17 protein-coding genes are annotated in these 20,092 nt (G+C 71.9%); 10 read left to right on the forward strand and 7 right to left on the reverse strand.

What is annotated here, in order from left to right; all coding sequences use genetic code 11:
- Nucleotides 1-86: 86 nt before the first annotated feature.
- Nucleotides 87-320, forward strand: coding sequence for a DUF397 domain-containing protein (locus ACFYPA_RS07500; protein WP_148021251.1), 234 nt, complete (start codon nucleotides 87-89; stop codon nucleotides 318-320).
- Between the two features lie 100 nt (nucleotides 321-420).
- On the opposite strand, the gene ACFYPA_RS07505 is transcribed toward ACFYPA_RS07500, so the two are convergent.
- The 4 genes from ACFYPA_RS07505 to eccB form a co-directional block, all read right to left on the reverse strand.
- Entirely contained in the window at nucleotides 421-726 is a 306-nt protein-coding gene (locus ACFYPA_RS07505; RefSeq protein WP_359077746.1) for a WXG100 family type VII secretion target, read from the reverse strand.
- A gap of 44 nt (nucleotides 727-770) precedes the next feature.
- Nucleotides 771-1,121 carry a hypothetical protein gene (locus ACFYPA_RS07510; RefSeq protein ID WP_359077744.1) on the reverse strand — a complete coding sequence of 117 codons (351 nt, stop codon included), beginning with the start codon at nucleotides 1,119-1,121 and terminating at the stop codon, nucleotides 771-773.
- A gap of 180 nt (nucleotides 1,122-1,301) precedes the next feature.
- On the reverse strand, nucleotides 1,302-2,522 hold the full coding sequence (gene mycP / locus ACFYPA_RS07515) for a type VII secretion-associated serine protease mycosin (protein WP_389130446.1): 1,221 nt from the start codon (nucleotides 2,520-2,522) through the stop codon (nucleotides 1,302-1,304).
- A gap of 51 nt (nucleotides 2,523-2,573) precedes the next feature.
- Nucleotides 2,574-4,124 carry a type VII secretion protein EccB gene (eccB, locus tag ACFYPA_RS07520; protein ID WP_389130449.1) on the reverse strand — a complete coding sequence of 517 codons (1,551 nt, stop codon included), beginning with the start codon at nucleotides 4,122-4,124 and terminating at the stop codon, nucleotides 2,574-2,576.
- A 223-nt stretch (nucleotides 4,125-4,347) separates the two neighbouring features.
- On the opposite strand from eccB, the gene eccE reads away from it, so the two are divergent.
- From eccE to ACFYPA_RS07560, 8 genes are all read left to right on the forward strand, one after another.
- Complete coding sequence (gene eccE, locus ACFYPA_RS07525; RefSeq protein ID WP_359077738.1) at nucleotides 4,348-5,655, forward strand: type VII secretion protein EccE; 1,308 nt, start codon at nucleotides 4,348-4,350, stop codon at nucleotides 5,653-5,655.
- A complete protein-coding gene (locus ACFYPA_RS07530; RefSeq protein ID WP_389130452.1) occupies nucleotides 5,655-6,377 on the forward strand; it encodes a hypothetical protein in 723 nt (240 codons plus the stop codon). The genes eccE and ACFYPA_RS07530 overlap by 1 nt, the downstream gene beginning before the upstream one ends.
- Before the next feature lie 324 nt (nucleotides 6,378-6,701).
- A complete protein-coding gene (locus ACFYPA_RS07535) occupies nucleotides 6,702-9,458 on the forward strand; it encodes an SCO5717 family growth-regulating ATPase (RefSeq protein WP_389130455.1) in 2,757 nt (918 codons plus the stop codon).
- A 197-nt stretch (nucleotides 9,459-9,655) separates the two neighbouring features.
- Nucleotides 9,656-11,533, forward strand: coding sequence for an ABC transporter substrate-binding protein (locus ACFYPA_RS07540; RefSeq protein WP_359077733.1), 1,878 nt, complete (start codon nucleotides 9,656-9,658; stop codon nucleotides 11,531-11,533).
- Nucleotides 11,534-11,649: 116 nt separating this feature from the next.
- Nucleotides 11,650-12,732: an ABC transporter permease gene (locus ACFYPA_RS07545; RefSeq protein WP_359077731.1), complete on the forward strand. Its 1,083-nt coding sequence runs from the start codon at nucleotides 11,650-11,652 to the stop codon at nucleotides 12,730-12,732.
- The gene (locus ACFYPA_RS07550; protein WP_389130460.1) at nucleotides 12,729-13,697 is read left to right on the forward strand and encodes an ABC transporter permease; all 969 of its coding nucleotides are present in this window, start codon (nucleotides 12,729-12,731) and stop codon (nucleotides 13,695-13,697) included. The genes ACFYPA_RS07545 and ACFYPA_RS07550 overlap by 4 nt, the downstream gene beginning before the upstream one ends.
- Nucleotides 13,694-14,716, forward strand: coding sequence for an ABC transporter ATP-binding protein (locus ACFYPA_RS07555; RefSeq protein ID WP_359077729.1), 1,023 nt, complete (start codon nucleotides 13,694-13,696; stop codon nucleotides 14,714-14,716). Before ACFYPA_RS07550 ends, ACFYPA_RS07555 begins: the two co-directional genes overlap by 4 nt.
- Nucleotides 14,713-15,699, forward strand: a complete 987-nt coding sequence (locus ACFYPA_RS07560) for an ABC transporter ATP-binding protein (RefSeq protein ID WP_359077727.1) — start codon at nucleotides 14,713-14,715, stop codon at nucleotides 15,697-15,699. The genes ACFYPA_RS07555 and ACFYPA_RS07560 overlap by 4 nt, the downstream gene beginning before the upstream one ends.
- 26 nt (nucleotides 15,700-15,725) lie before the next feature.
- On the opposite strand, the gene ACFYPA_RS07565 is transcribed toward ACFYPA_RS07560, so the two are convergent.
- The gene (locus ACFYPA_RS07565; protein WP_389130463.1) at nucleotides 15,726-16,832 is read right to left on the reverse strand and encodes an XdhC family protein; all 1,107 of its coding nucleotides are present in this window, start codon (nucleotides 16,830-16,832) and stop codon (nucleotides 15,726-15,728) included.
- An 81-nt stretch (nucleotides 16,833-16,913) separates the two neighbouring features.
- The gene (locus tag ACFYPA_RS07570) at nucleotides 16,914-17,492 is read right to left on the reverse strand and encodes a MarR family transcriptional regulator (RefSeq protein WP_359077723.1); all 579 of its coding nucleotides are present in this window, start codon (nucleotides 17,490-17,492) and stop codon (nucleotides 16,914-16,916) included.
- A gap of 210 nt (nucleotides 17,493-17,702) precedes the next feature.
- Here ACFYPA_RS07570 and ACFYPA_RS07575 point away from each other — a divergent pair, with 210 nt between their 5' ends.
- Nucleotides 17,703-19,067: an MFS transporter gene (locus tag ACFYPA_RS07575; RefSeq protein WP_389130466.1), complete on the forward strand. Its 1,365-nt coding sequence runs from the start codon at nucleotides 17,703-17,705 to the stop codon at nucleotides 19,065-19,067.
- A 71-nt stretch (nucleotides 19,068-19,138) separates the two neighbouring features.
- Here the strand turns inward: ACFYPA_RS07575 and ACFYPA_RS07580 are convergent, their stop codons facing one another.
- Nucleotides 19,139-20,092: a bifunctional riboflavin kinase/FAD synthetase gene (locus tag ACFYPA_RS07580; protein WP_389130468.1), complete on the reverse strand. Its 954-nt coding sequence runs from the start codon at nucleotides 20,090-20,092 to the stop codon at nucleotides 19,139-19,141.

Genomic DNA, 20,092 nt, shown 5'->3' on the forward strand with positions numbered 1-20,092 from the left:
GCAGGGGAACCGCGGACAGGGCCAAAGGCCCGGGCCGTGCCTGTACGGTGCCGTGCAGAGCCACGTACGGAGAGGAACCCTTGACCATGGGCACGCAGGCGGAGAAGGACGAGCTGTACGCACTCGACATCTCGGGGGTGGAATGGCTGAGTGCGCCGGGGACCGAGGAGGCGGAGGAGCGCGTCGAGATCGCGCATCTGCCGGGCGGGGCGGTGGCGATGAGGTCCTCGCTGGACCCGGACACCGTGCTGCGGTACACGGAGGCCGAGTGGCGTGCGTTCGTGCTGGGCGCCCGGGACGGCGAGTTCGACCTGACGTAGGGCGGGGCGGGGCACGTTCACCGGAACGTGCTTCCCCGTACGGCGGGAGGGGCACGTTCGGGTGAACGTGCCCCTCTGCTGTACGCGGTGTTCCGGGTCTTCAGTACGCCTCGGTGAACAGGCGTGAGGCCCTGAGGTCGGTGGCGCGGTAGTTGTCCTTGCCGTTCTCGATGATCCTCGCGACGTGTTCCAGGCGGCCCTTCATGTCGTCGGCCTTGCCGCGGTACTTGTTCTGGAGCATCACGTACGCGGTGTGGGCCTCACCGTCCCAGGTGTCGGTGACCACCTTGAGCGCGCCGTCCATCTCCTCCAGGTCGCGGCAGATGTTCTGCGACACCACGCGGATGCGGTGCGCCATCTCCTGGACGCTTTCGTACCTGACCTTGGTGTGCGGGTCGTGCCCCATCCGGGTTCTCCTCTGGCTCGGCTGCGGGGGGAAAGAGGGTCGGCCTAGAGGCCGTTGAGCCCCGAGGCGTTGCCCGCCGAGGCCGGTGTCCTGACCGCGTTGAAGGCCGCGCGGACCTCGTCGTCGTTGGCGTTGCTGAGGTTTCTGGTACTGCCCACCGCGTGCAGCAGTACGTTCAGCAGCCGGCGGATCTCGTCGTGGTCGTCGTTGATCACGAGCTGCGCGGACGTGAATCCGGAGGCGCCGGCTCCGGTCCATCCCGCCCCGGCCGTCGCGAGGATGTCGGCGAGCTCCCTGGCCTGCGTGGAGACCGCCTCGGCGGTTTTGACGATCTTGTTCCTGGCCTGGATGACCGGCTCGTCGGCCAGTCCGAAACCGCCCGCGGGGTTGGTCATGCGAGGGTCCTCTCTCGGTACGCGAAGGGATGCGGGGCAGGGGTGCTCGCGCCGGCTCCGGCGTGACGCCTCCGGCCGTTCCCTGATCCCCCGTCACTCATGTGAAGTCCGTGATCACCCTAGCCATTTCGCCGCCTCGTCCCGGTACGTCCGGGCTGTCGGCGGCCTCCGCTGCGCGGGTCATCCGCGAGGCGGCACCCGGCGTCCGCGGAGGTCGCGCGCCACGGTCGCGATGCCGGCCACCGCACCGACGAGCACGGCCGCCGCGGCCAGTGCGTAGGTCGCGTACCGCTTGTCGCGCTGCTGCGGGGTATCCGACATCGCCAGGCGCGCGGGCTCGGGGGCGGGGGCCGCGGCGGGCGGTGGGTCGGCACGGGGGGCGTCCTGCGGGGTGTCGTCCCCGGACAGCGCGCGGACGGGATCGACTACACCCCATCCGACGAACGGGTCACGGCCGTTGACGGAGCGTTCCGCGGTCTGTTCGATACGGGCGATGATCTGCGCCGACGTCCAGTCCGGGTACTTGGCGCGCATCAGCGCGACGACCCCGGTGACGTACGGCGCGGCGAAACTGGTGCCGTTGTCGGTGCACTGGCCGTTGCCCGGGACGGTGGAGACGATGTCGACCCCGGGTGCGGCGATCCCCACGAACTCCCCCGCCTGGGAGAAGGGGGCACGTTCGTTGTCGCGGTCGGACGCGGCGACGGCGAGGACGCCGTCGAAGGCGGCGGGGTAGGTGCTCCGGCGTCTGCCGTCCATGCCGTCGTTGCCCGCGGCGGCGACGACCACGACGTCCTTCTCCACCGCCCGCGCCACCGCCCGGCCCAGCAGGGAGTCGGCGGTCAGTGGCCTGGTGGTGTCCTGGGAGATGTTGATGACCTGGGCGCCCTCGGAGATCGCGTGGTCGATCGCGGCGGCCATCGTGCTGTCCTTGCCGCCCCGCCTCCCGTCGTTCTGGCGGATCGGAATGACGGTGGCCTCCGGGGCCAGCCCGACGAAGCCGGTGCCGCCGCGGGGGCGGGCGGCGATGATCCCGGCGACCTTGGTGCCGTGACCGACCTCGTCCACGGTCCCGTCGCTCCCGCCGCCGTCGGTGTAGTCGATGCCCGCGGAGGTGTCCACGGCGTCCCTGAGCTGCGGGTTGGCGTCGTCCACCCCGGTGTCGATGACGGCGACCCGGATCCCCTTGCCGCGCGTGTCCTGCCACAGTTCGTCGAGGAGGACCCGCTGGAGCGGCCACGGGCGGCCCTCGAACTGGGTCTTCATCGGGAAGTCGCACGTGCCGACGCCGGCTGTGCGCAGGCCCTCCGGGTCCTGGGCGGCGTACGCGGCCTGCGGCCCCGCGAGGGTGCCCAGCGCGGCGGCTGCCGCCGCCAGCAGAACCGTCTTCCGGTACGGCATCCCGCTCTCTCCCCCGCCTGTGTCCACTGGTGTTCCGCCGCCCCGGTCCTTTCAGGAACCCTGGGGACTGCGGGCGCTGTTGGTGTCGAGCCGGGGCCCCTTGGCGAGGAACTCCGACCAGGCGATCGGGACGAGGGCGGGCGTCACCTTCCCGTATCCGAGCCTGATCTGTGCCTGGCCGGGTTCGGGCCGCGCGTCCGGACCGTCCTTCGCGCCGCCGGTGCCGATGCCGGACGGCCGGGCGTCGCTGTCCCCGTTCGCCTGAACCGCGTAGCGCAGTCCGGTGTCGGTCACCAGGAAGAGTGATCCGTCCGGGCTGGTCTGCCCCTCCCGGACCTGGGTGTAGAGCAGCCCGCTGCCCGGGGTGACGTACGTGCTCGTGCCGCCGGCGCCGACGGGCGCGGGATAGGCGGGGCCGGCCCAGGTGCTCAGCGTCGTGCGGCCCGTGCCGTCCGTGCGGCGCAGCACGTTGCACACGGTGTCGCGGCCGGAGGTGCCCGCATCGGTGGTGTTGACGCGGACCGCTCGGTGCGCGGGCCAGTGCGCGGCCTGGCCCGCGAACGGCTCGGAGCCGGGGACGAAGTCCTGGAGGCCGGCCGGACGCGCCTCGCCTGCCTGGTCGAGGGCCGCGGTCTGCGGGGAGTTGATGATCAGCCAGGCGGTGAACTCGGTGACCGGCCGGGCCTCGCCGTCGAGCACGACGTAGTAGGCGGTGCCCTCCCCGTTCCTGGTGCGCAGCACCGTGCCCACGCGGTTCTCCCGCGCGGACAGGTGGCCCTCGACGCGGGCCGGGGCGCCGATGTCGCCGGGGATCCGGGGGAAGGCGACGGGGCTGCCGTCGTGCAGGGTGGCCAGCCAGTCGTCGGTGACGGGCTGGGGCTGCGCGCCGCCGACCAGGGCGCCGGTCAGATGGCCGAGGTCGGCCGCGGTCTCGTCGACGCGGTACTTGGTGCCGCGGGCGTCGACGAGGTAGCGGGTGCCGTCCTGTCCCCTGACATAGAGGACCTGGCCGCCGGTGAGCCGGCCGGCGCCCTCGGTCAGGCCGTGGTCGCGTTCGGCGAGGACGAAGGCGGCCTTCTGCACGGTGTTCCCCCGGCTGCCGGGCTGCACGCAGACGGCCCAGCGCTTGGCGGTGCCCGCGTCCTCGTCCTCGGGCAGCCGGTCGGGGGCGTACGGGATGCCGAGGACGGGTCCGCGCGGGGGCGTGCCCGCGTCGAGGATGTCGTCGTCGACCTGGATGACGCCGTAGTTCCGCGGGGTCAGCAGCAGTCGTGCCGAGGCGAGGTTCAGCACCGGGTGCAGCAGCGTCCTGCGGTCCTGGCCCGTGCCGGTGGTGAGCACCACGTAGCGGGTGGTCGACGACTTGCCGACGATCACTTTGGTGCCGGGGCTGTCCCAGTCCTTGGGGGCGGCCGGTCTGAACATGCCGTAGGCGCCGAACCCCGCGAGGATCAGGGCACCGGCCACGAGGCCCGGCAGGACGGCGCGCAGGGGGCGCGGGGCGCCCTCGTCGGAACCGGTGGGCGAGGGCTGGAGGAAAGCCGCCACCATGCGCCGCTTCGCGAAGGTGTACGCGTTGAGGTCGTCGCGCCGCGATGCCATGAGTCCGTCCGTCTCCCCGTGTCCGACGGCGCGGCACCGGGGGCGACCGCGGCCGGCGTCCCGTACCGGACCCCCGATGCCGGACCGGCTCCCTACTATGCCTGTCGATCCAGGGGTGTTGCGGGCCGGGTAGGGTGATCCACCCCGCCGGAGACCTCGGCGGGACGGGCCTGGCACGGGCCGGGCCGGAAGGCGCCGGACCGGATGAACGGGGGGTGCCGCGATGACGGCTTCCGCGACGCGGACGGCTCCGGTGCCGGACGCGCGGCCTCCCGGAGCCCTTCGGGGCGAAGCGCCCGGCTCTCCGGGCCGGGGCATCGCGCGGTGGGGCGGACGGGCCGGGGCCATCGGGCCGTTACGGCTGCACCAACTCGTCCTGTTCGAGATCGCGGGGGCGCTGCTGCTCTGCGCCTGGGTCCTGGATCCGCTGCTGCTGGCCCCGGCCTCGGTGCCGGCCGCGCTGCTGGTGGTGTTCGCCGTCGTGCGCCGCCGGCGCCGTTCCCTTCCCGCACTGCTGCACGCGGTGCTCGCGCTGCGGGCCCGTCACCGCAGGGCCGCGTCGACGGGACCGGCCGCCGGAACCGAACCGGGCATCGCGCCCCTGACCGAGTGCGAACCGGCGCTGCGCACCCACTCGTTCGGGGGTCACGACCGGCGCCCGGTCGGCATGATCGGCGACGGTACGTATCTGACGGCCGTCCTCAGGATCGACGCGGACGGTACGGCGCTGCGCTCGGACCGGTCCGCTCGACCGCTCCCCCTGACGCTCGTACGGGACGCGCTCGACGTCGACGGCATCCGGCTGGAGTCGGCGCAGGTCGTGCAGCACACCCAGCCGGCCCCCGCACCGCATCTGCCGGAGCAGTCGGTCGTGGCGCGCAACTACGCGCCCCTGCAGGCCGGAACGGGCTCCCCCGCGGTCCGGATCACCTGGATCGCGCTGAAGCTGGCCCCGGAGCTCTGCCCGGAGGCCGTACGGGCACGGGGTGGCGGCCTCACCGGCGCGCAGAAGTGCCTGGTGCGCGTGGCCGACCAACTGGCCGGCAGGCTGACCGGGGCGGGGTTGACCGCGACGGTGCTCACGGAACAGGAGCTGGGTGCGGCGATCGCCACGTCCGCCTGTGCGAGCCCGTCGGCCACGGCGCGGGCGGGCCGTGACGGTGAGCCCGTCCGCCGCACCCGGGAGACCTCGCGCACCTGGCAGTGCGACGACCGGCCGCACACCACGTACTGGGTGCGCCGCTGGCCGGAACTGGGCGGGGGCGGTGCCCCGTTGCCCCAGCTCGTCGCGCTGCTCACTTCGGTGCCTGCCCTGGCCACGACGTTCAGCCTCACGCTGGGACACGGTGACCGGCAGGACGTCACGGTCACCGGCCACGTCCGCGTCACCGGTCGCGACGACGGGGAACTCCTGGCGGCTCGGCATGAGTTGGAGCGCACCGCCCGTGGAGTGAAGACCCGGCTGGTCCGGCTCGACCGTGAACAGCTGCCCGGTCTGCTCGCCACCCTGCCCCTCGGAGGTACTCGCTGATGTCCCTGCCCGTACGGCGCCGCGGCCGGCTGGGGTTCGGGCCGGCCGGCCCGCGCCGGCCCCGCCACACGGTCCGGCCGGAACAGCTGGGGTCGCTGGCCCTGCCGGTCGGCGACGACGGGGTGGTGATCGGTGTGGACGGCGAGGGGCGCCCCGCCGTGCTCGGCATCATCCGGCCCACTCCGTATGACGTCACGCTGATCGGAGGGCTCTGGACGGCGCAGGTGCTGGCGCTGCGGGCGGCGGCGACCGGCGCCCGGATCGTCGTCGAGACGGGGCGGGCCCCGGCCTGGGACGGGCTGGTGCGGGCGGCGGGCGGCGACGGCTGCGGCATCGCGCTGCATGAGGTGGGACGGGTGCCTCCGCAGGGCCCTTCGGCCGGATCGCCGGTCGTCGTGGTGCGGGACTGCGGCATAAGGCCGCCGCGCGGGCGGGTGGCGTCGGGTCCGTGGCAGTCGGTGGTGACGTTGCTGCCGTATCTGAGTCCGGTGGCGGCCGGGCTGATGGAGAAGGCGTCCGTGGTCGGCGTTCAGCGGGTGTCTCCCGACGAAGCCGGACAGATCGGGCAGCTCATGTCCCTGGGCTCCGACGAGACCCGGGCCCTGTCGACTCTGACGGACGGGGTCACCCTCTGGTGCACCCGGCAGGACCGGCAGTTCGTGATGCTCCGGCCGACCGATGCGGAATCGGGACTGCTGGGCAGTGCCCGCAGGATGGACTGACGGCCCACCACCGCGTGTACGAATTGTTCGGATTCCCCTGTACAGATGTGCAGGTTTGACCGCTTTACACCTCACCGCAGGTCGTACTCAGTCCACTTGGGCGCAGTACGTGACGTACGGGACAGCAGTCGCGGTGCCGTACGGCCTGCCGTGGCGGGCCCGATGGCGATTAGGGTGGGTCCGGGCGCGGCAGAAGAACCTGCGGGCAGGCAACGCGCGCCCCGGGGGGAGAGCCGGGCGGTTCGCACCAGGTCAGGACCTGAGAGGGAACGGTCGCCCCCACCCACCACGGCACAAGGGTGCTCGACCACACCAGGAGGCAAAGTGAACGGCGATCGGGACGAGATGCGCGGGGGCTGGAACAAGCCCGTCGACGAGTCGTCCGACGCGGAGCCCGCCGAGATGACGGGTGAGTTCACCATCGACTACACCCCGCCCGCCTGGTACACGCAGAACGCGCCGGGCGACTCGTCGGGCGGCGCCGGAACGCACCTGGCCCCGCCCCCGCCGCCCACCGGTGCCCCGGTGTCCGTGCCCGGCCTGCCGGCTCCGGGCGGTTACGACTCCGACTGGACTCCGGCGCCCCCGGCACCGGTCCAGGGTGCCGCCGACGGTCACCCGGGTGCGGGCGACGCGGGCGGTGCGCCGGATCCCTTCGGGAGTGGCGATGTGGAGAGCGGCGCGACCATGCGGTTCTCGTCCGCCGCGCTGAAGCGGGAGATCGCGGAGAGCGAGGCCGCGGAGACCGCTGCCTCGGCGGGCGACGGGGCCGAGGGCCATGCGGCCGATTCGGGTCCCGCCGTCGCCGTCGACCCCGCCGGGGACGAGGCCGCGGACGCGGATGCCGACATGGACGCCCCCGAGGACCGGTCCGGGGAGGACCTGGACTCGTCGTCATCCGCATCGTCCTCGTCCGCTTCCGATGCCGTGCCGTCCGACGCGCCGCCCTCCACCTCGACGGAGGAGGAACAGTCCGGCGAGGCGCCTCCCGGTCTCCCACAGGTGGACGACGCCGCCCCGGGCTCCGCGAGCCGCGACGGTTCCGACGACGGCCCGCACGCCGACGAGCCGGCCGACTCCGTACCCACCGACCCGGCCCCGTCCGACGCGTCGCCCGCCGCGGCCCCCACGGACGCGGCGCCCACTCCCTGGACCCCCGCGCCGGCAGCGGGCGGACTGCCGCCGCTGCCGCCGTCGTTCCAGCCCGCCGCGCCCCAGCCCGTGGCACCTCAGCCGGCCTCCCAGTGGCCGCCGACGCCTCCGGTCGGCGGCGGGCCCGGCGGCTACGGCTTCCCGCAGGCTCCGGCGGCCCCGGACCCGCAGAGCCCGCAGGCACCCGCGTTCCCGCAGCAGCCGCACCCCCACCAGGCCCCGCCCGGAGCCGCGCTTCCGGCACAGCTCCCGCCGCCCCCCGCGCCCCAAGCACCGCAGACACCTCAGGCTCACCAGTGGGCCGGGCAGCAGCAGGGCGCGGCGCTGCCGCCGCCGGCACCCCAGCCCCCGCACCAGCCGCAGCCGCACCAGCAGCCCAGCGGTTACGGGTTCCCCCAGGGTGCCCAGCCCCCGGCCCAGGCCGCCCCGAACCTGCCCGCGCAGATTCCGCCGCAGCAGCCGCAGCAGCAGCCCGGCCCGCACCAGCCCGGCCCGCACCAGCAGCACGCCCCCCAGCCGTACCCGCAGCAACTCCCGCCGCAGGGCCCGCCCGCCGACCCCCGGGCGGGAAACGCCTGGCCCACGCCGGTCACCCACGACCAGCGCGAGCGTTCGGTGCCCGGCGCACCGCTCGGTTACACGGCCGCCGTCGAGCTCTCCTCCGACCGGCTCGTCCGGGGCAAGCAGAAGGCGAAGAGCAGCCGCACCCCGTCCGGCGCGTCCCGGTTCAAGCTGGGCGGCAAGAAGGAGGAGATCGAGCGGCAGCGCAAGCTCGATCTGATCCGCACCCCGGTGCTCTCCTGCTACCGGATCGCGGTGATCAGCCTCAAGGGCGGCGTGGGCAAGACCACGACGACCACGGCTCTGGGCGCGACCCTGGCCACCGAGCGGCAGGACAAGATCCTCGCCATCGACGCCAACCCCGACGCCGGCACGCTGGGCCGCCGGGTCCGTCGCGAGACCGGGGCCACCATCCGTGACCTCGTCCACGCGATCCCGCACCTCAACTCGTACATGGACATCCGGCGGTTCACCTCGCAGGCGCCCTCCGGTCTGGAGATCATCGCCAACGACGTGGACCCGGCGGTCTCGACCACGTTCAACGACGAGGACTACCGGCGCGCGATCGAGGTGCTGGGCAAGCAGTACCCGATCATCCTCACGGACTCGGGCACCGGGCTGCTCTACAGCGCGATGCGCGGGGTCCTGGACCTCGCCGACCAGCTGATCATCATCTCGACCCCGTCGGTCGACGGCGCGTCAAGTGCCTCCACCACGCTGGACTGGCTGTCGGCACACGGATACGCGGAGCTGGTCCAGCGCTCCCTCACCGTCATCTCCGGGGTCCGTGAGACCGGAAAGATGATCAAGGTCGATGACATCGTCCAGCACTTCGAGACGCGCTGCCGCGGGGTGGTCGTCGTACCGTTCGACGAACACCTGTCGGCCGGTGCCGAGGTCGACCTCGACATGATGCGTCCGAAGACCCGGGACGCGTACTTCCACCTCTCCGCCCTCGTCGCCGAGGACTTCGCGCGCGCCCAGCAGCAGCAGGGGCTGTGGACGTCGAACGGCGGCAACCCGCCGCCGCAGTACGCCCCGCCGATGCCGGGACAGCAGATGCCGGGTCAGCCGGCGCCCGGACAGCAGCCGTACGCCCCCCAGCAGCCCTACCCGCCGCAGCAGCAGCCGTACGGTGGGCAGCCGCAGCAGCCCTATCCGCCGCAGCAGGCGCCAGGTGCCGGGCAGGGCTGGCAGCAGTCACTGCCCTCCCAGGCGCAGTCGACGGCCGGCCAGACCGGTCCGCCGCAGCCGCAGCCGCACGGCGGAGCGCCAGGTCAGCCGGGTCAGCCCGCGCACCCCGAACTCCAGGGCCCCGTCCCGCCCGCGGGGTGGCAGCAGCAGCCTCCGCCAGCGCCTCAGCAGTAAGGCGTCAGAGGTCTGAACCAATGAGGGTCCACATCGCTCCCGCGATGTGGACCCTCATTGCATTCCCGCAGACCACACGCCGTTTCGATGACCGTTGACGCGGCTCGACCACCGCTGATAAACCTTCGCTTCACCAGCTGGCGAACCACAGATCAACCCGCCTTCTCCGTGCGAGTCCTGACGCGAGGTCCCTGACCATGGTCGAAAGAGTTCCACCGCCCTCAGCCCAGCCACGCTCACGTCTGCGTATTCTCCTGGCCTCCGGCGCCGCCGCCCTCGCTCTCGCGGCCGGGTCCGTCGTGCCGGGTGTGCCCTTCGGGCCCGCGCCCCAGCAGGCGCAGGCCGCCGACAGCGGCGGCAGGACGCTGACCGTCGCCGTCGCGCAGAGCGTCGACTCCCTGAGCCCGTTCCTCGCCCAGAAGCTGCTGAGCACGAGCGTTTCCCGGCTCATGTACGACTTCCTCACCAACTACGACCCGAAGGACAATCACGCCGTCCCGGGTCTCGCCACCAAGTGGGAGCCGTCGGCCGACAAGCTGACGTGGACGTACACCATTCGGTCCAATTCCAAGTGGTCGGACGGTCAGCAGGCCACCGCCGAGGACGCGGCCTGGACGTTCAACAAGATCATGGACGACGAGGGCGCCGCCCAGGCGAACGGCAGCTTCGTCACCAACTTCAAGAAGGTGACGGCGCCCAGCCCGACAAAGCTGGTCATCGAGCTCAAGGAACCGCAGGCCACGATGGCCGCGCTCGACGTCCCGATCGTCCCCCGGCACGTCTGGGAGAAGGTCAAGGACTTCTCGAAGTTCAACAACGACACCGCGTTCCCGATCGTGGGCAACGGGCCCTTCGTGCTGAGCGACTACAAGGTCGACCAGTACGTGAAGCTCAAGGCCAACAAGGACTTCTGGCGCGGCAAGCCCAAGTTCGACGAACTGGTCTTCAAGACGTACAAGGACCAGGACGCCGCGGTCGCCGCACTCCGCAAGGGCGAGGTCTCCTTCGTCGCCGGCTCGCCCGCGCTGACGCCCGCCCAGGCCAACTCGCTCAAGGGCGACGCGAACATCAAGGTCAACGAGGGCCCGGGCCGCCGCTTCTTCGCGCTGGCCACCAACCCGGGCGCGCAGACCAAGGACGGCAAGAAGTTCGGCAACGGCAACAAGGCGCTGCTCGACCAGAAGGTCCGTCAGGCGCTGTTCCTGTCGATCGACCGCAAGACGATCATCGACAAGGTCTTCCAGGGCCACGCCGTCGAGGGCCAGGGCTACATCCCGCCGCGCTTCTCGGAGTACGCCTGGCAGCCGTCGGCGAGCCAGAGCCTCGCGTACGACCCCGCCAAGGCCGGGCAGCTGCTGGACCAGGCGGGTTACGAGCTCAAGGGCGGCAAGCGCGTCGGCAAGGACGGCAAGGCGCTCGACCTGCGCATCCTGTGCCACGCGACGGACCCGAACGACAAGGCGATCGGCAAGTACCTCAAGGAGTGGTGGGGCAAGCTCGGCGTCGGCCTCAAGGTCGACTGCCTCGACGACGTCTCCGTGCCCTGGTACGCCGGTGAGTACGACCTCGCCTTCGACGGCTGGTCCGTCAACCCGGACCCGGACTTCGTCCTCGGCATCCACACCTGCGCCGCCCTGCCGGCCAAGGCCAAGGCGAGCGCGGCCACGGACAACTTCATCTGTGACAAGACGTACGACGGCCTCTACAAGAAGCAGCTCGCCGAGTACGACCCCGCCAAGCGGGCGGACCTCGTCGGACAGATGCAGTCGTGGCTGTACGACTCCGGGTACATGAGCGTCATCGCGTACCCGAACGCGGTCGAGGCCTACCGCACCGACCAGATCGAGTCGATCACGACCATGCCCGAGGCGGCCGGCAACATCTACGGCCAGGACGGGTACTGGAGCTGGTGGTCGGCCGTTCCGGCGGGCGGTGACGACGCGAACGGTGACAGCGACTCCGGTTCGGGCTCCACCGGGATCGTCATCGGCATCGTCGTGGCCGTGGTGGTACTCGCCGGTGGCGGGTTCCTCCTCTCCCGGCGCCGCCGCACCACAGCGGACGACCGCGAGTAGTTCCGCGGACCGCGGGTAGTCCCCGCGGACGGGATGAGAGCGAACGGGGCGGGGCCCGGACAGCTGGGCCCCGCCGGCCGCTCCCTCTAAGCGCAGCACGAGTAACGAGAGTTCCCATGACAGCTGACAGCACTCCGGCGCTCGTGAAACAGGCGGACGCGGACACGGAAGGTCCGGCTCCGGCCGCCTCTCCGGCCGCCCGCGGCCCACGGGCGCGCAACACCAAGGCCTATCTGAAGTACGTGGCCGGCAAGATCGTCGGCGCGGCCGTCTCGCTGTTCGCCGTACTGGTCACCAGCTTCTTCCTCTTCCGGCTGATCCCCAGCGACCCGGTGAAGCAGATGACCGGCGGGCGCCGCGTGTCCGCCGAGCAACTCGAATCACTGCGTCACCAGTTCGGTCTCGACCAGCCGATGTGGCAGCAGTTCACCAGCTACGTGGGCGACGCGCTCACCGGCGACTTCGGCACCTCCTTCCAGTACCACGCGCCGGTCATGGACAAGATCACCGAGGCGCTCCCGGCGACCCTGCTCCTCACCGGAACGGCGTACGTCCTCTACAGCGCGCTGGGCATCTGGCTCGGCACCCGTACCGCCTGGCGCAACGGGTCCAAGAGCGACCGGTTCAACACCGCGCTGGCGCTCACGCTCTACTCCGTGCCCTCGTTCTGGCTCGGCCTGCTCCTGATCATCGTCTTCTCCGTGGGCGTCGGACCGATCCCGGGCATGTTCCCGACCGGCGGGCTGGAGTCGGGCAACGAGTCGGGCTTCGCGTACGTGCTCGACGTCGCGCACCACATGGTGCTCCCCGTGATCACCCTGGTCGCGGTCGGCTACGCGCAGACGCTCCTCGTGATGCGCTCCTCGCTCCTCGACGAGATGGGCAGCGACTATCTGACGACGGCGCGCGCGAAGGGGCTGCGCGACGACACCGTCCGCCGCCGGCACGCCGTCCCCAACGCGATGCTCCCGACCTTCACGCTGATGTTCGTCAACCTGGGCCATGTGGTCGCGGGACAGATCCTGGTGGAGACCGTCTTCTCCTGGCCGGGTCTGGGCGGACTCTTCTACCAGGGGCTGAGTGTCCCCGACCTTCCGCTCGTCCAGGGGCTGTTCTTCGTCTTCGCCACCGCGGTGATCCTGGCGAACACCCTGGCCGACCTGCTGTATCCGCTGCTCGATCCCCGGGTGGGCCGATGACGACCGAATCCATGCCCGCGTCCACACCGGGGGCCGAGGTCCCCGCGCCCGAGGAGTCCGGGCCCGAAGAAGCCAAGAGCGCGAGCGCACTGGCCCGGGCCCGCAAGCGCCGTTCCGTGGCCCGGTTCTGGCGGGAGTACCGCAGCCACCGCGGTGGCCTGTGGGGGCTTGCCGGGCTCATCCTGATCGCGCTGATCGCGGTGTGCGCGCCCGTACTGACGGGCGCGGACGCGCAGAGCGTCACCGAGGCACCGGGCGGCGCCCTGGAGTCGCCGAGCGGCGAGTTCCCGCTCGGGACCGATCAGTTCGGCCGTAGTGTCCTCGCCCTGCTGATCTGGGGTGCGCGCGTCTCGCTGACGGTGGGGCTGCTCGCGGCCTTCCTCTGCGTGGCCATCGGTACGGTCGTCGGGATCGTCGCGGGGCACTTCCGCGGCTGGTACTCGACGGTCCTGATGCGGGTCACCGACTGGTTCCTGGTGATGCCGACCCTGGTTCTGGCCATCGCGCTCGCCACCGTGATGGACCGCTCCCTGTGGACGGTCATCATCGCCATCGGCGTCACCACCTGGCCGACGACCGCCCGGCTGGTACGGGCGCAGACCCTCGCCGTGGAGTCCCGCCCGTACATCGAGCGGGCCCGCGCGCTGGGCGGCGGGCACGGACACATCATGCTCCGGCACGTCCTGCCGAACGTGATGCCGCTGGTGCTCGCGCAGACCACGCTGGTGATCTCCAGCGCGATCCTGACGGAGGCCACGCTGGCCTTCCTCGGGCTCGGCGACCCGACCATCACCTCCTGGGGCGGCATGCTCCAGGACGCGCGCGAAGCCGGTGCGGTGAGCGCGGGCGACTGGTGGTACCTGGCGCCCCCCGGCATCGCGATCGCCCTGGTGGCCCTGGCGTTCACGCTGTGCGGCCGCGCCATCGAGACCGTCCTCAATCCCAAGCTGGGGGTGGCCCGTTGAGCACGACGAGCATCCGTAAGACGCCTCTTCTCGAGGTACGCGATCTGACGGTGACGTACGCGGGCGGGGCCCGGGCGGTCCGTGGGGTGAATCTGGAGGTCGACGCCGGCCGGAAGCTCGGCATCGCCGGGGAGTCCGGCTGTGGGAAGTCCACGCTGGCGCTCGCACTGCTGCGGCTGCTGCCTGCGGGCGCGAAGGTCACCGGCGAGATCCTGCTGAACGGCGAGGACGTCCTCGCCATGAAGTGGGGTCAGGTCAGGGCCGTGCGCTGGGCGGGCGCCTCGATCGTCTTCCAGGGCGCGATGCACTCGCTCAACGCGGTGCACCGCATCGGGGACCAGATCGCCGAGCCGATCGTGCTGCACAAGAGGACGACGCAGGCCGCCGCGCGCAAGCGCGCCGGTGAGCTGCTGGAGCAGGTGGGTCTGCCCGCCGCCCGGGCGGACGCCTATCCGCACGAGCTCTCCGGCGGGCAGCGGCAGCGCGTGATGATCGCGATGGCGCTGGCCTGCGATCCGGGGCTGATCATCGCGGACGAGCCGACGACGGCCCTCGACGTGATGATCCAGGCCCAGATCCTGCGGCTGATCGAGCAGCTGGTCTCCGAGCAGGACCTCGGACTGATCATGATCAGCCATGACCTCGCGGTGCTCTCGGACACCTGCGACCGGCTCGCGGTGATGTACGCGGGACGGGTCGTGGAGCAGGGCCCGGCGTCCGAGGTCTACGAGCGGGCGCACCACCCGTACAGCAAGGCCCTGTCGGGCGCCTTCCCGCGGATCGGGGACCCGGCCTCGCGGTTCGCGCCCCGCGGGCTGCCGGGCGATCCGCCCGACCCGTCGGCGCTGCCGCCCGGCTGCACGTTCCATCCGCGCTGCACGGTGGCCCTGGACTCCTGCGCCACGCAGGACCAGGTGCTGCGGGTGGCGGGGCCCGGGCGGGAGGCCGCGTGTGTGCTGGTGGGGCCGGACGGGGCCGCGGCCCCACAGGGCGCCGAGGAAGCAAGGAGCACATCATGACCACCACCACGGACCTGCTCAGCGCGCGGGACCTGCGGATCGCGTTCCCCGGCAGGCACGGAGCCGACCCGGCGCGCGCGGTGGACGGGGTCGACCTGGACATCCGCCCCGGTGAGATCGTCGCGCTGGTCGGCGAGTCGGGATGCGGCAAGACGACCCTGGCCCGCTCACTGCTGGGCCTGGTCCCGCCGACGGGCGGACAGGTCACGTTCGACGGCAAGCCGCTCGACTACGGGAGCCGGGCGCTGAAGGCGTACCGCAAGCGGGTCCAGCTGGTGCTCCAGGACCCCAGCGGTTCACTGAACCCGCGGCACACGGTGTACGACGCCGTGGCCGAGGGGCTGCGCATCCACCGCTATCCGGGCGACGAGCGGAAGGCGGTGGCCGACGCGCTGTCCCGGGCGGGGCTCCGGCCCCCGGAGCGGTTCTTCCTGCGCTACCCGCACGAGCTGTCGGGCGGTCAGCGTCAGCGGGTCGTGATCGCGGGCGCGCTGGTCCTGGAGCCGGAACTCATCGTGGCCGACGAGCCGGTGGCCTCCCTGGACGCGTCGGTGCGCGGCGAGATCCTGGCGCTGCTGCTGCGCCTGCGGGACGAACTGGGTCTGTCCGCGCTGGTCGTCACGCACGACCTCGGTCTCGCGTGGAACATCGCGGACCGGGTGGCGGTGATGTATCTCGGCCGGATCGTGGAGACGGGGGACGTGGAGCAGATCCTCACGGCTCCGCAGCATCCGTACACCAAGGCGCTGCTGTCGGTGCTGCCGGAGGCCGAGGGCGAACCGGTGGTGCTGACCGGCGAGCCGCCGGACCCGTCCAAGGTGCCGTCCGGCTGCCGCTTCCACCTGCGCTGCCAGGTCCTGGCCTCGGGCGAGGCGGAGCGGGCGGGTGTCGCCGACGCCTGTCGTACGAAGGACCTGCCGGTGCTCGCGGGCGGCGGCGAGACCCAGGTGGCGTGCCACTGGGCGGCGGTGGCGCGGCCCTAGGTCCTCGGATTCGGGGGGGCCGCCCGCTACCGCCGGCCGTGGTGGTGGATCGCGCCGGACCGCTCGCCGAGCGGCTGCCCGGTGCCGCCCCACCGGTGCTGGATGATCTCCGCGGCGATCGAGACGGCCGTCTCCTCCGGCGTCCGGGCTCCGATGTCGAGCCCGACGGGTGAGGCCAGCCGGGCGAGCTCGGCCTCGCCCACTCCCTCCTCCCGCAGTCGCGCCACCCGGTCGAGGTGGGTGCGGCGGCTGCCCATCACCCCGATGTAGGCCGCGGGGGTGCGCAGTGCGGCGACCAGCAGGGGAACGTCGAACTTCGGGTCGTGGGTGAGCACGCACAGGACGGTGCGCGCGTCGACGTCCGTGTCCGACAGATAGGTGTGCGGCCAGGCGCGGACGACCTCGTCGGCGGTGGGGAAGCGCTCGCGGGTCGCGAAGGCGGGGCGGGCGTCGCACACGGTGACCCGGTAGCCGAGGAAGGAACCGATACGGGCGGTGGCCGCCGCGTGGTCGATGGCGCCGAAGACGATCATGCGGGGCGGTGGCGCGTACGTCTGGATGAAGACGGACACGTCCTGCATCCGGCGTTCGCCGTGGGCGCCGTAGCGCTGACAGCCCGTCGCGCCCTGGGCGAGCAGGCCCCGCGCATCGTCGGTGACGGCCGCGTCGAGCCCCTCGTCGCCGAGCGTTCCCTCCGCGCCGTCCCCCCGCACCACCCGTCGCGCACCCGCACCGGCGTCCGGGAGGAGGGTGGCGACGGCGACGGGTTCACCGCGTGCGACGGTCTCGGCCACGTCCCGGAGCCACGTCCGGTCGGTGGCCGCGGCGAAGGGGGCGACGAGGACATCGATCGTGCCGCCGCACGTCAGGCCGACGCCGAACGCCTCGTCGTCACTGATCCCGTACGACCGCAGCTGCGGGGTCCCGGTGGCGAGCACCTCGCCGGCCACCTCGTACACCGCTCCCTCGACGCACCCCCCGGAGACGCTGCCCGCCACCGTGCCGTCGGCGGTCACGGCCATCATGGCGCCGGGCGCCCGGGGAGCGCTGCCGCGGACGGAGACGACGGTCGCCAGTGCGAAGGGCGTGCCTGCCTCGTGCCAGGCGCGCAGTTCCGACAGCAGTTCACGCACGGTACGAACCTCTCCTCGGGGCCGGCACCCGGGCCCCGGCACGCCCGATGGGGGAAAGCCTGAGCACTCAGATACCGAGCACTATGGATTATGCACCGAATCCTTACGCATGGCCGCCGTCAACGCGGCACGGTCCGGCGGAGTCCGTTCCGCCGTCTCCAGCGAGCGTTCGAGCTTGCCGAGCAGCCGGCCCAGCCGGTGCCGTTCGGCGTCGGAGAGTTCCGCGAGCATCCGCTCCTCGTTGGCGAAGTGTGCGACGGCGACCACATCGGCGACCTCGACGCCTCGCTCGGTCAGGCACGCGTACACGACCCTGCGGTCCTTCGCGTCGCGCTCCCGGGTCACCAGACCGGCCTTCTCCAGCCGGTCCAGCCGCAGCGTGATGCCGCCCGTGGTGACCAGGGCGATGTCCGCGAGCTGTCCGGCGGTCTGCCGGTACGGTGGCCCTGACCTGCGCAGCGCCGCCAGCACATCGAAGGAAGCCATGTTCAGGTCGAAGCATTCGAAGAGTTCGGAGAGCAGCGCCTGGTATCGCAGGAAGCTTCGGTGGAGCCGGCCGAGCACCTCCATCGGCGAGGCGTCCAGGGTCGGGAGTTCACGCTTCCACTGCTCGAGGACGAGGTCGACCGCGTCGGGGCGGCCGGATGCTCTACGGGTCATGGGCGATGGGAGGACGGTGCGGTGCCGGGCCCCCGCGCCTCCTTCCGGAAACACCGCGCACGGTGCGGCGGCGAGGTGTTCACGATACAACCGGCGCCCGCCTCCGACTCCTGCTCTCGGGAGCCCTCATAACATTTAAGTGCTTAGTCATTGACCGCTAAGACACTTCTTCCTAGGGTCACCGCAACTCCTGTTCGCGGAAGGATCCCCATGTCAATCGTGGCCAACGGCCCCGCCGTGAGCTCCGTCTCGGCCAGACTCGAACGTCTGCCGAGCTCTCGCTGGCACATCAAGGTCCGCACACTGATCGGCACCGTCACGTTCTTCGAGGCGTTCGACCAGTTGCTGACCGCCTCCGCGCTGCCCGTCCTGACCGAACAGTGGAAGCTGAGCACCGGCCAGGGCACGATGATCGTCACCAGCGGCTCCGTCGGCATGCTGCTCGGCGCGCTCGTCGCCGGCTGGCTCGGCGACCGGATGGGCCGGGTGAACACCGTGGCCCTCGGTGTCGCCGTGACGGCGCTGGCCAGCCTGGCTGTCGCGTTCTCGCCCGGATTCACCCTGTTCACCCTCTTCCGGTTCGTTCAGGGCCTCGGGATCGGCGGGGTGGTACCGGTCGCCGCCACGTACATCAACGAGATCGCACGGGCGGAACACCGCGGCCGGTTCGTGCTGCTGTACGAGCTCATCTTCCCGGCCGGTCTCACGGTGGCCACGCTCGTCGCGAGCTGGGTGGTGCCCAGCTTCGGCTGGCGGGTGATGTTCGTGATCGGCGCCCTGCCCGTCCTCCTCGTCGTCGCCCTGCGCCGCCAGGTGCCGGAGTCGCCCCGCTGGCTGCTCTCCCGGGGACGCGTCACCGAGGCCGAAGAGGTCATCGCCCGGATCGAGAAGGACGTGGTGAAGTCGACCGGAGCCCCGCTCCCCGACCCCGGCCCGGCGACGGTCGTCGAGGCCTCCCGGGGCGGGCTGCGGGACCTCTTCACGGGCCGCTACCTGCGGCGCACGGTCGTGGTGTCGGCGCTGTGGTTCGTCGCGTACTACGTCAACCACGGCATCGCGGCCTGGCTGCCGTCGCTCTACACCAAGGAGTTCGGTCTCGATCTGCGCACCGCGCTCAACTACTCGCTGCTGAGCAATGTGACGGGTCTGCTCGGCTGTCTGCTGGTCGCGCTCGTCATCGACAGGGTGGGACGCCGGGTGTGCCTGACCGTCGGTCTCGGCGGGGCGGCCGTCGCCCTGCTCGCACTGGCGGTCTCCGGCGCCACGTCCGGCGGCCAGGTCGCGTTGTGGGCCTCGGTCTCGACGCTGTTCGTCTTCGCCACCAATGTGAGCCTCTACCTCTACGCACCCGAGCTCTATCCCACCCGGAGCCGGGCGCGCGGGGCCTCGTTCGGCGGGGTGTGGAACCGGCTCGGAGTCATCCTCGGACCGATCGTGGTCGGCGCGATCATCGGCTCGGGCGCCGGCCTGACCATGGTCTTCACCCAGCTGGGCTGTGTGGCCGTGGCGGGCGCGGTGATCGCGCTGTTCGCCGTGGAGACCAAGGGGAAGACGCTGGAGGAGCTGAACAGCTGACGCGTACGACGGCTTCGGCCGGGACCGCGTGATCGCGGTCCCGGCCGAAGCCGTCGGGGCGAGGCGAGCCGTCAGCCCCGGTCGTACGCGGAGATCAGCTCGCTGCACCGCTTCACGTCGGCGGCCATCGCCACGAGCAGATCGTCGATCGAGTCGAACTTCAGCATGCCCCGCACGTACGCGAGGAAGTCCACGGCGACGTGCAGGCCGTACAGGTCGAGGCCGACGCGGTCGATCGCGTACGCCTCCACCGTCCGCTCCGTGCCGTCGAACTGCGGATTGGTGCCGACCGAGATCGCGGCGGGCATCGCCTCGCCGTTCACATGCAGCCAGCCCGCGTACACGCCGTCGGCCGGGATCGCGGTGTGCGGCAGGGTCTCCACGTTCGCGGTGGGGAAGCCGAGTTCGCGGCCGCGCTGCGCCCCGCGGACGACGATGCCCTCGACGCGGTGCGGACGGCCGAGGATCTCCGCGGCACCGGCCACGTCCCCCTCGGCGACCAGGCGCCGGGTGAGGGTCGAGGAGAACGGCTCACCGCCGCCGGCCTCGCCGCGCACCCGCAGATCGATGACCTCGACGCGGTAGTCGTAGGTGTCGCCGAGCTCGGTGAGCAGGCCCACGTTCCCGGCGGCCTTGTGGCCGAACCGGAAGTTGGGGCCCTCGATGACCAGCTGGGCGTGCAGCTTGTCGACGAGCACCTTCACGATGAAGTCCGCCGGAGCCAGCTTCGAGAACTCGGTGGTGAACGGCAGGATCAGCACCGCGTCCACGCCGAGCTCGGCCATCAGTTCGGCGCGGCGGTGGTGCGGGGCGAGCAGCGGCGGGTGGCTGCCGGGCCGGACGACCTCGCTGGGGTGCGGGTCGAACGTCACGACGACCGACGGCACCCCCAGCTCGCGGGCCCGCTCGACGGCCCGGCCGATGATCAGCTGGTGTCCGCGGTGCACCCCGTCATAGGAGCCGATGGTGACGACGCTGCGTCCCCAGTCCTGGGGGATGTCCTCCAAGCCACGCCAGCGCTGCAC

The sequence above is a fragment of the Streptomyces sp. NPDC005775 genome (assembly GCF_042871565.1).
In the GTDB taxonomy this organism is placed as follows: Bacteria; Actinomycetota; Actinomycetes; order Streptomycetales; family Streptomycetaceae; genus Streptomyces.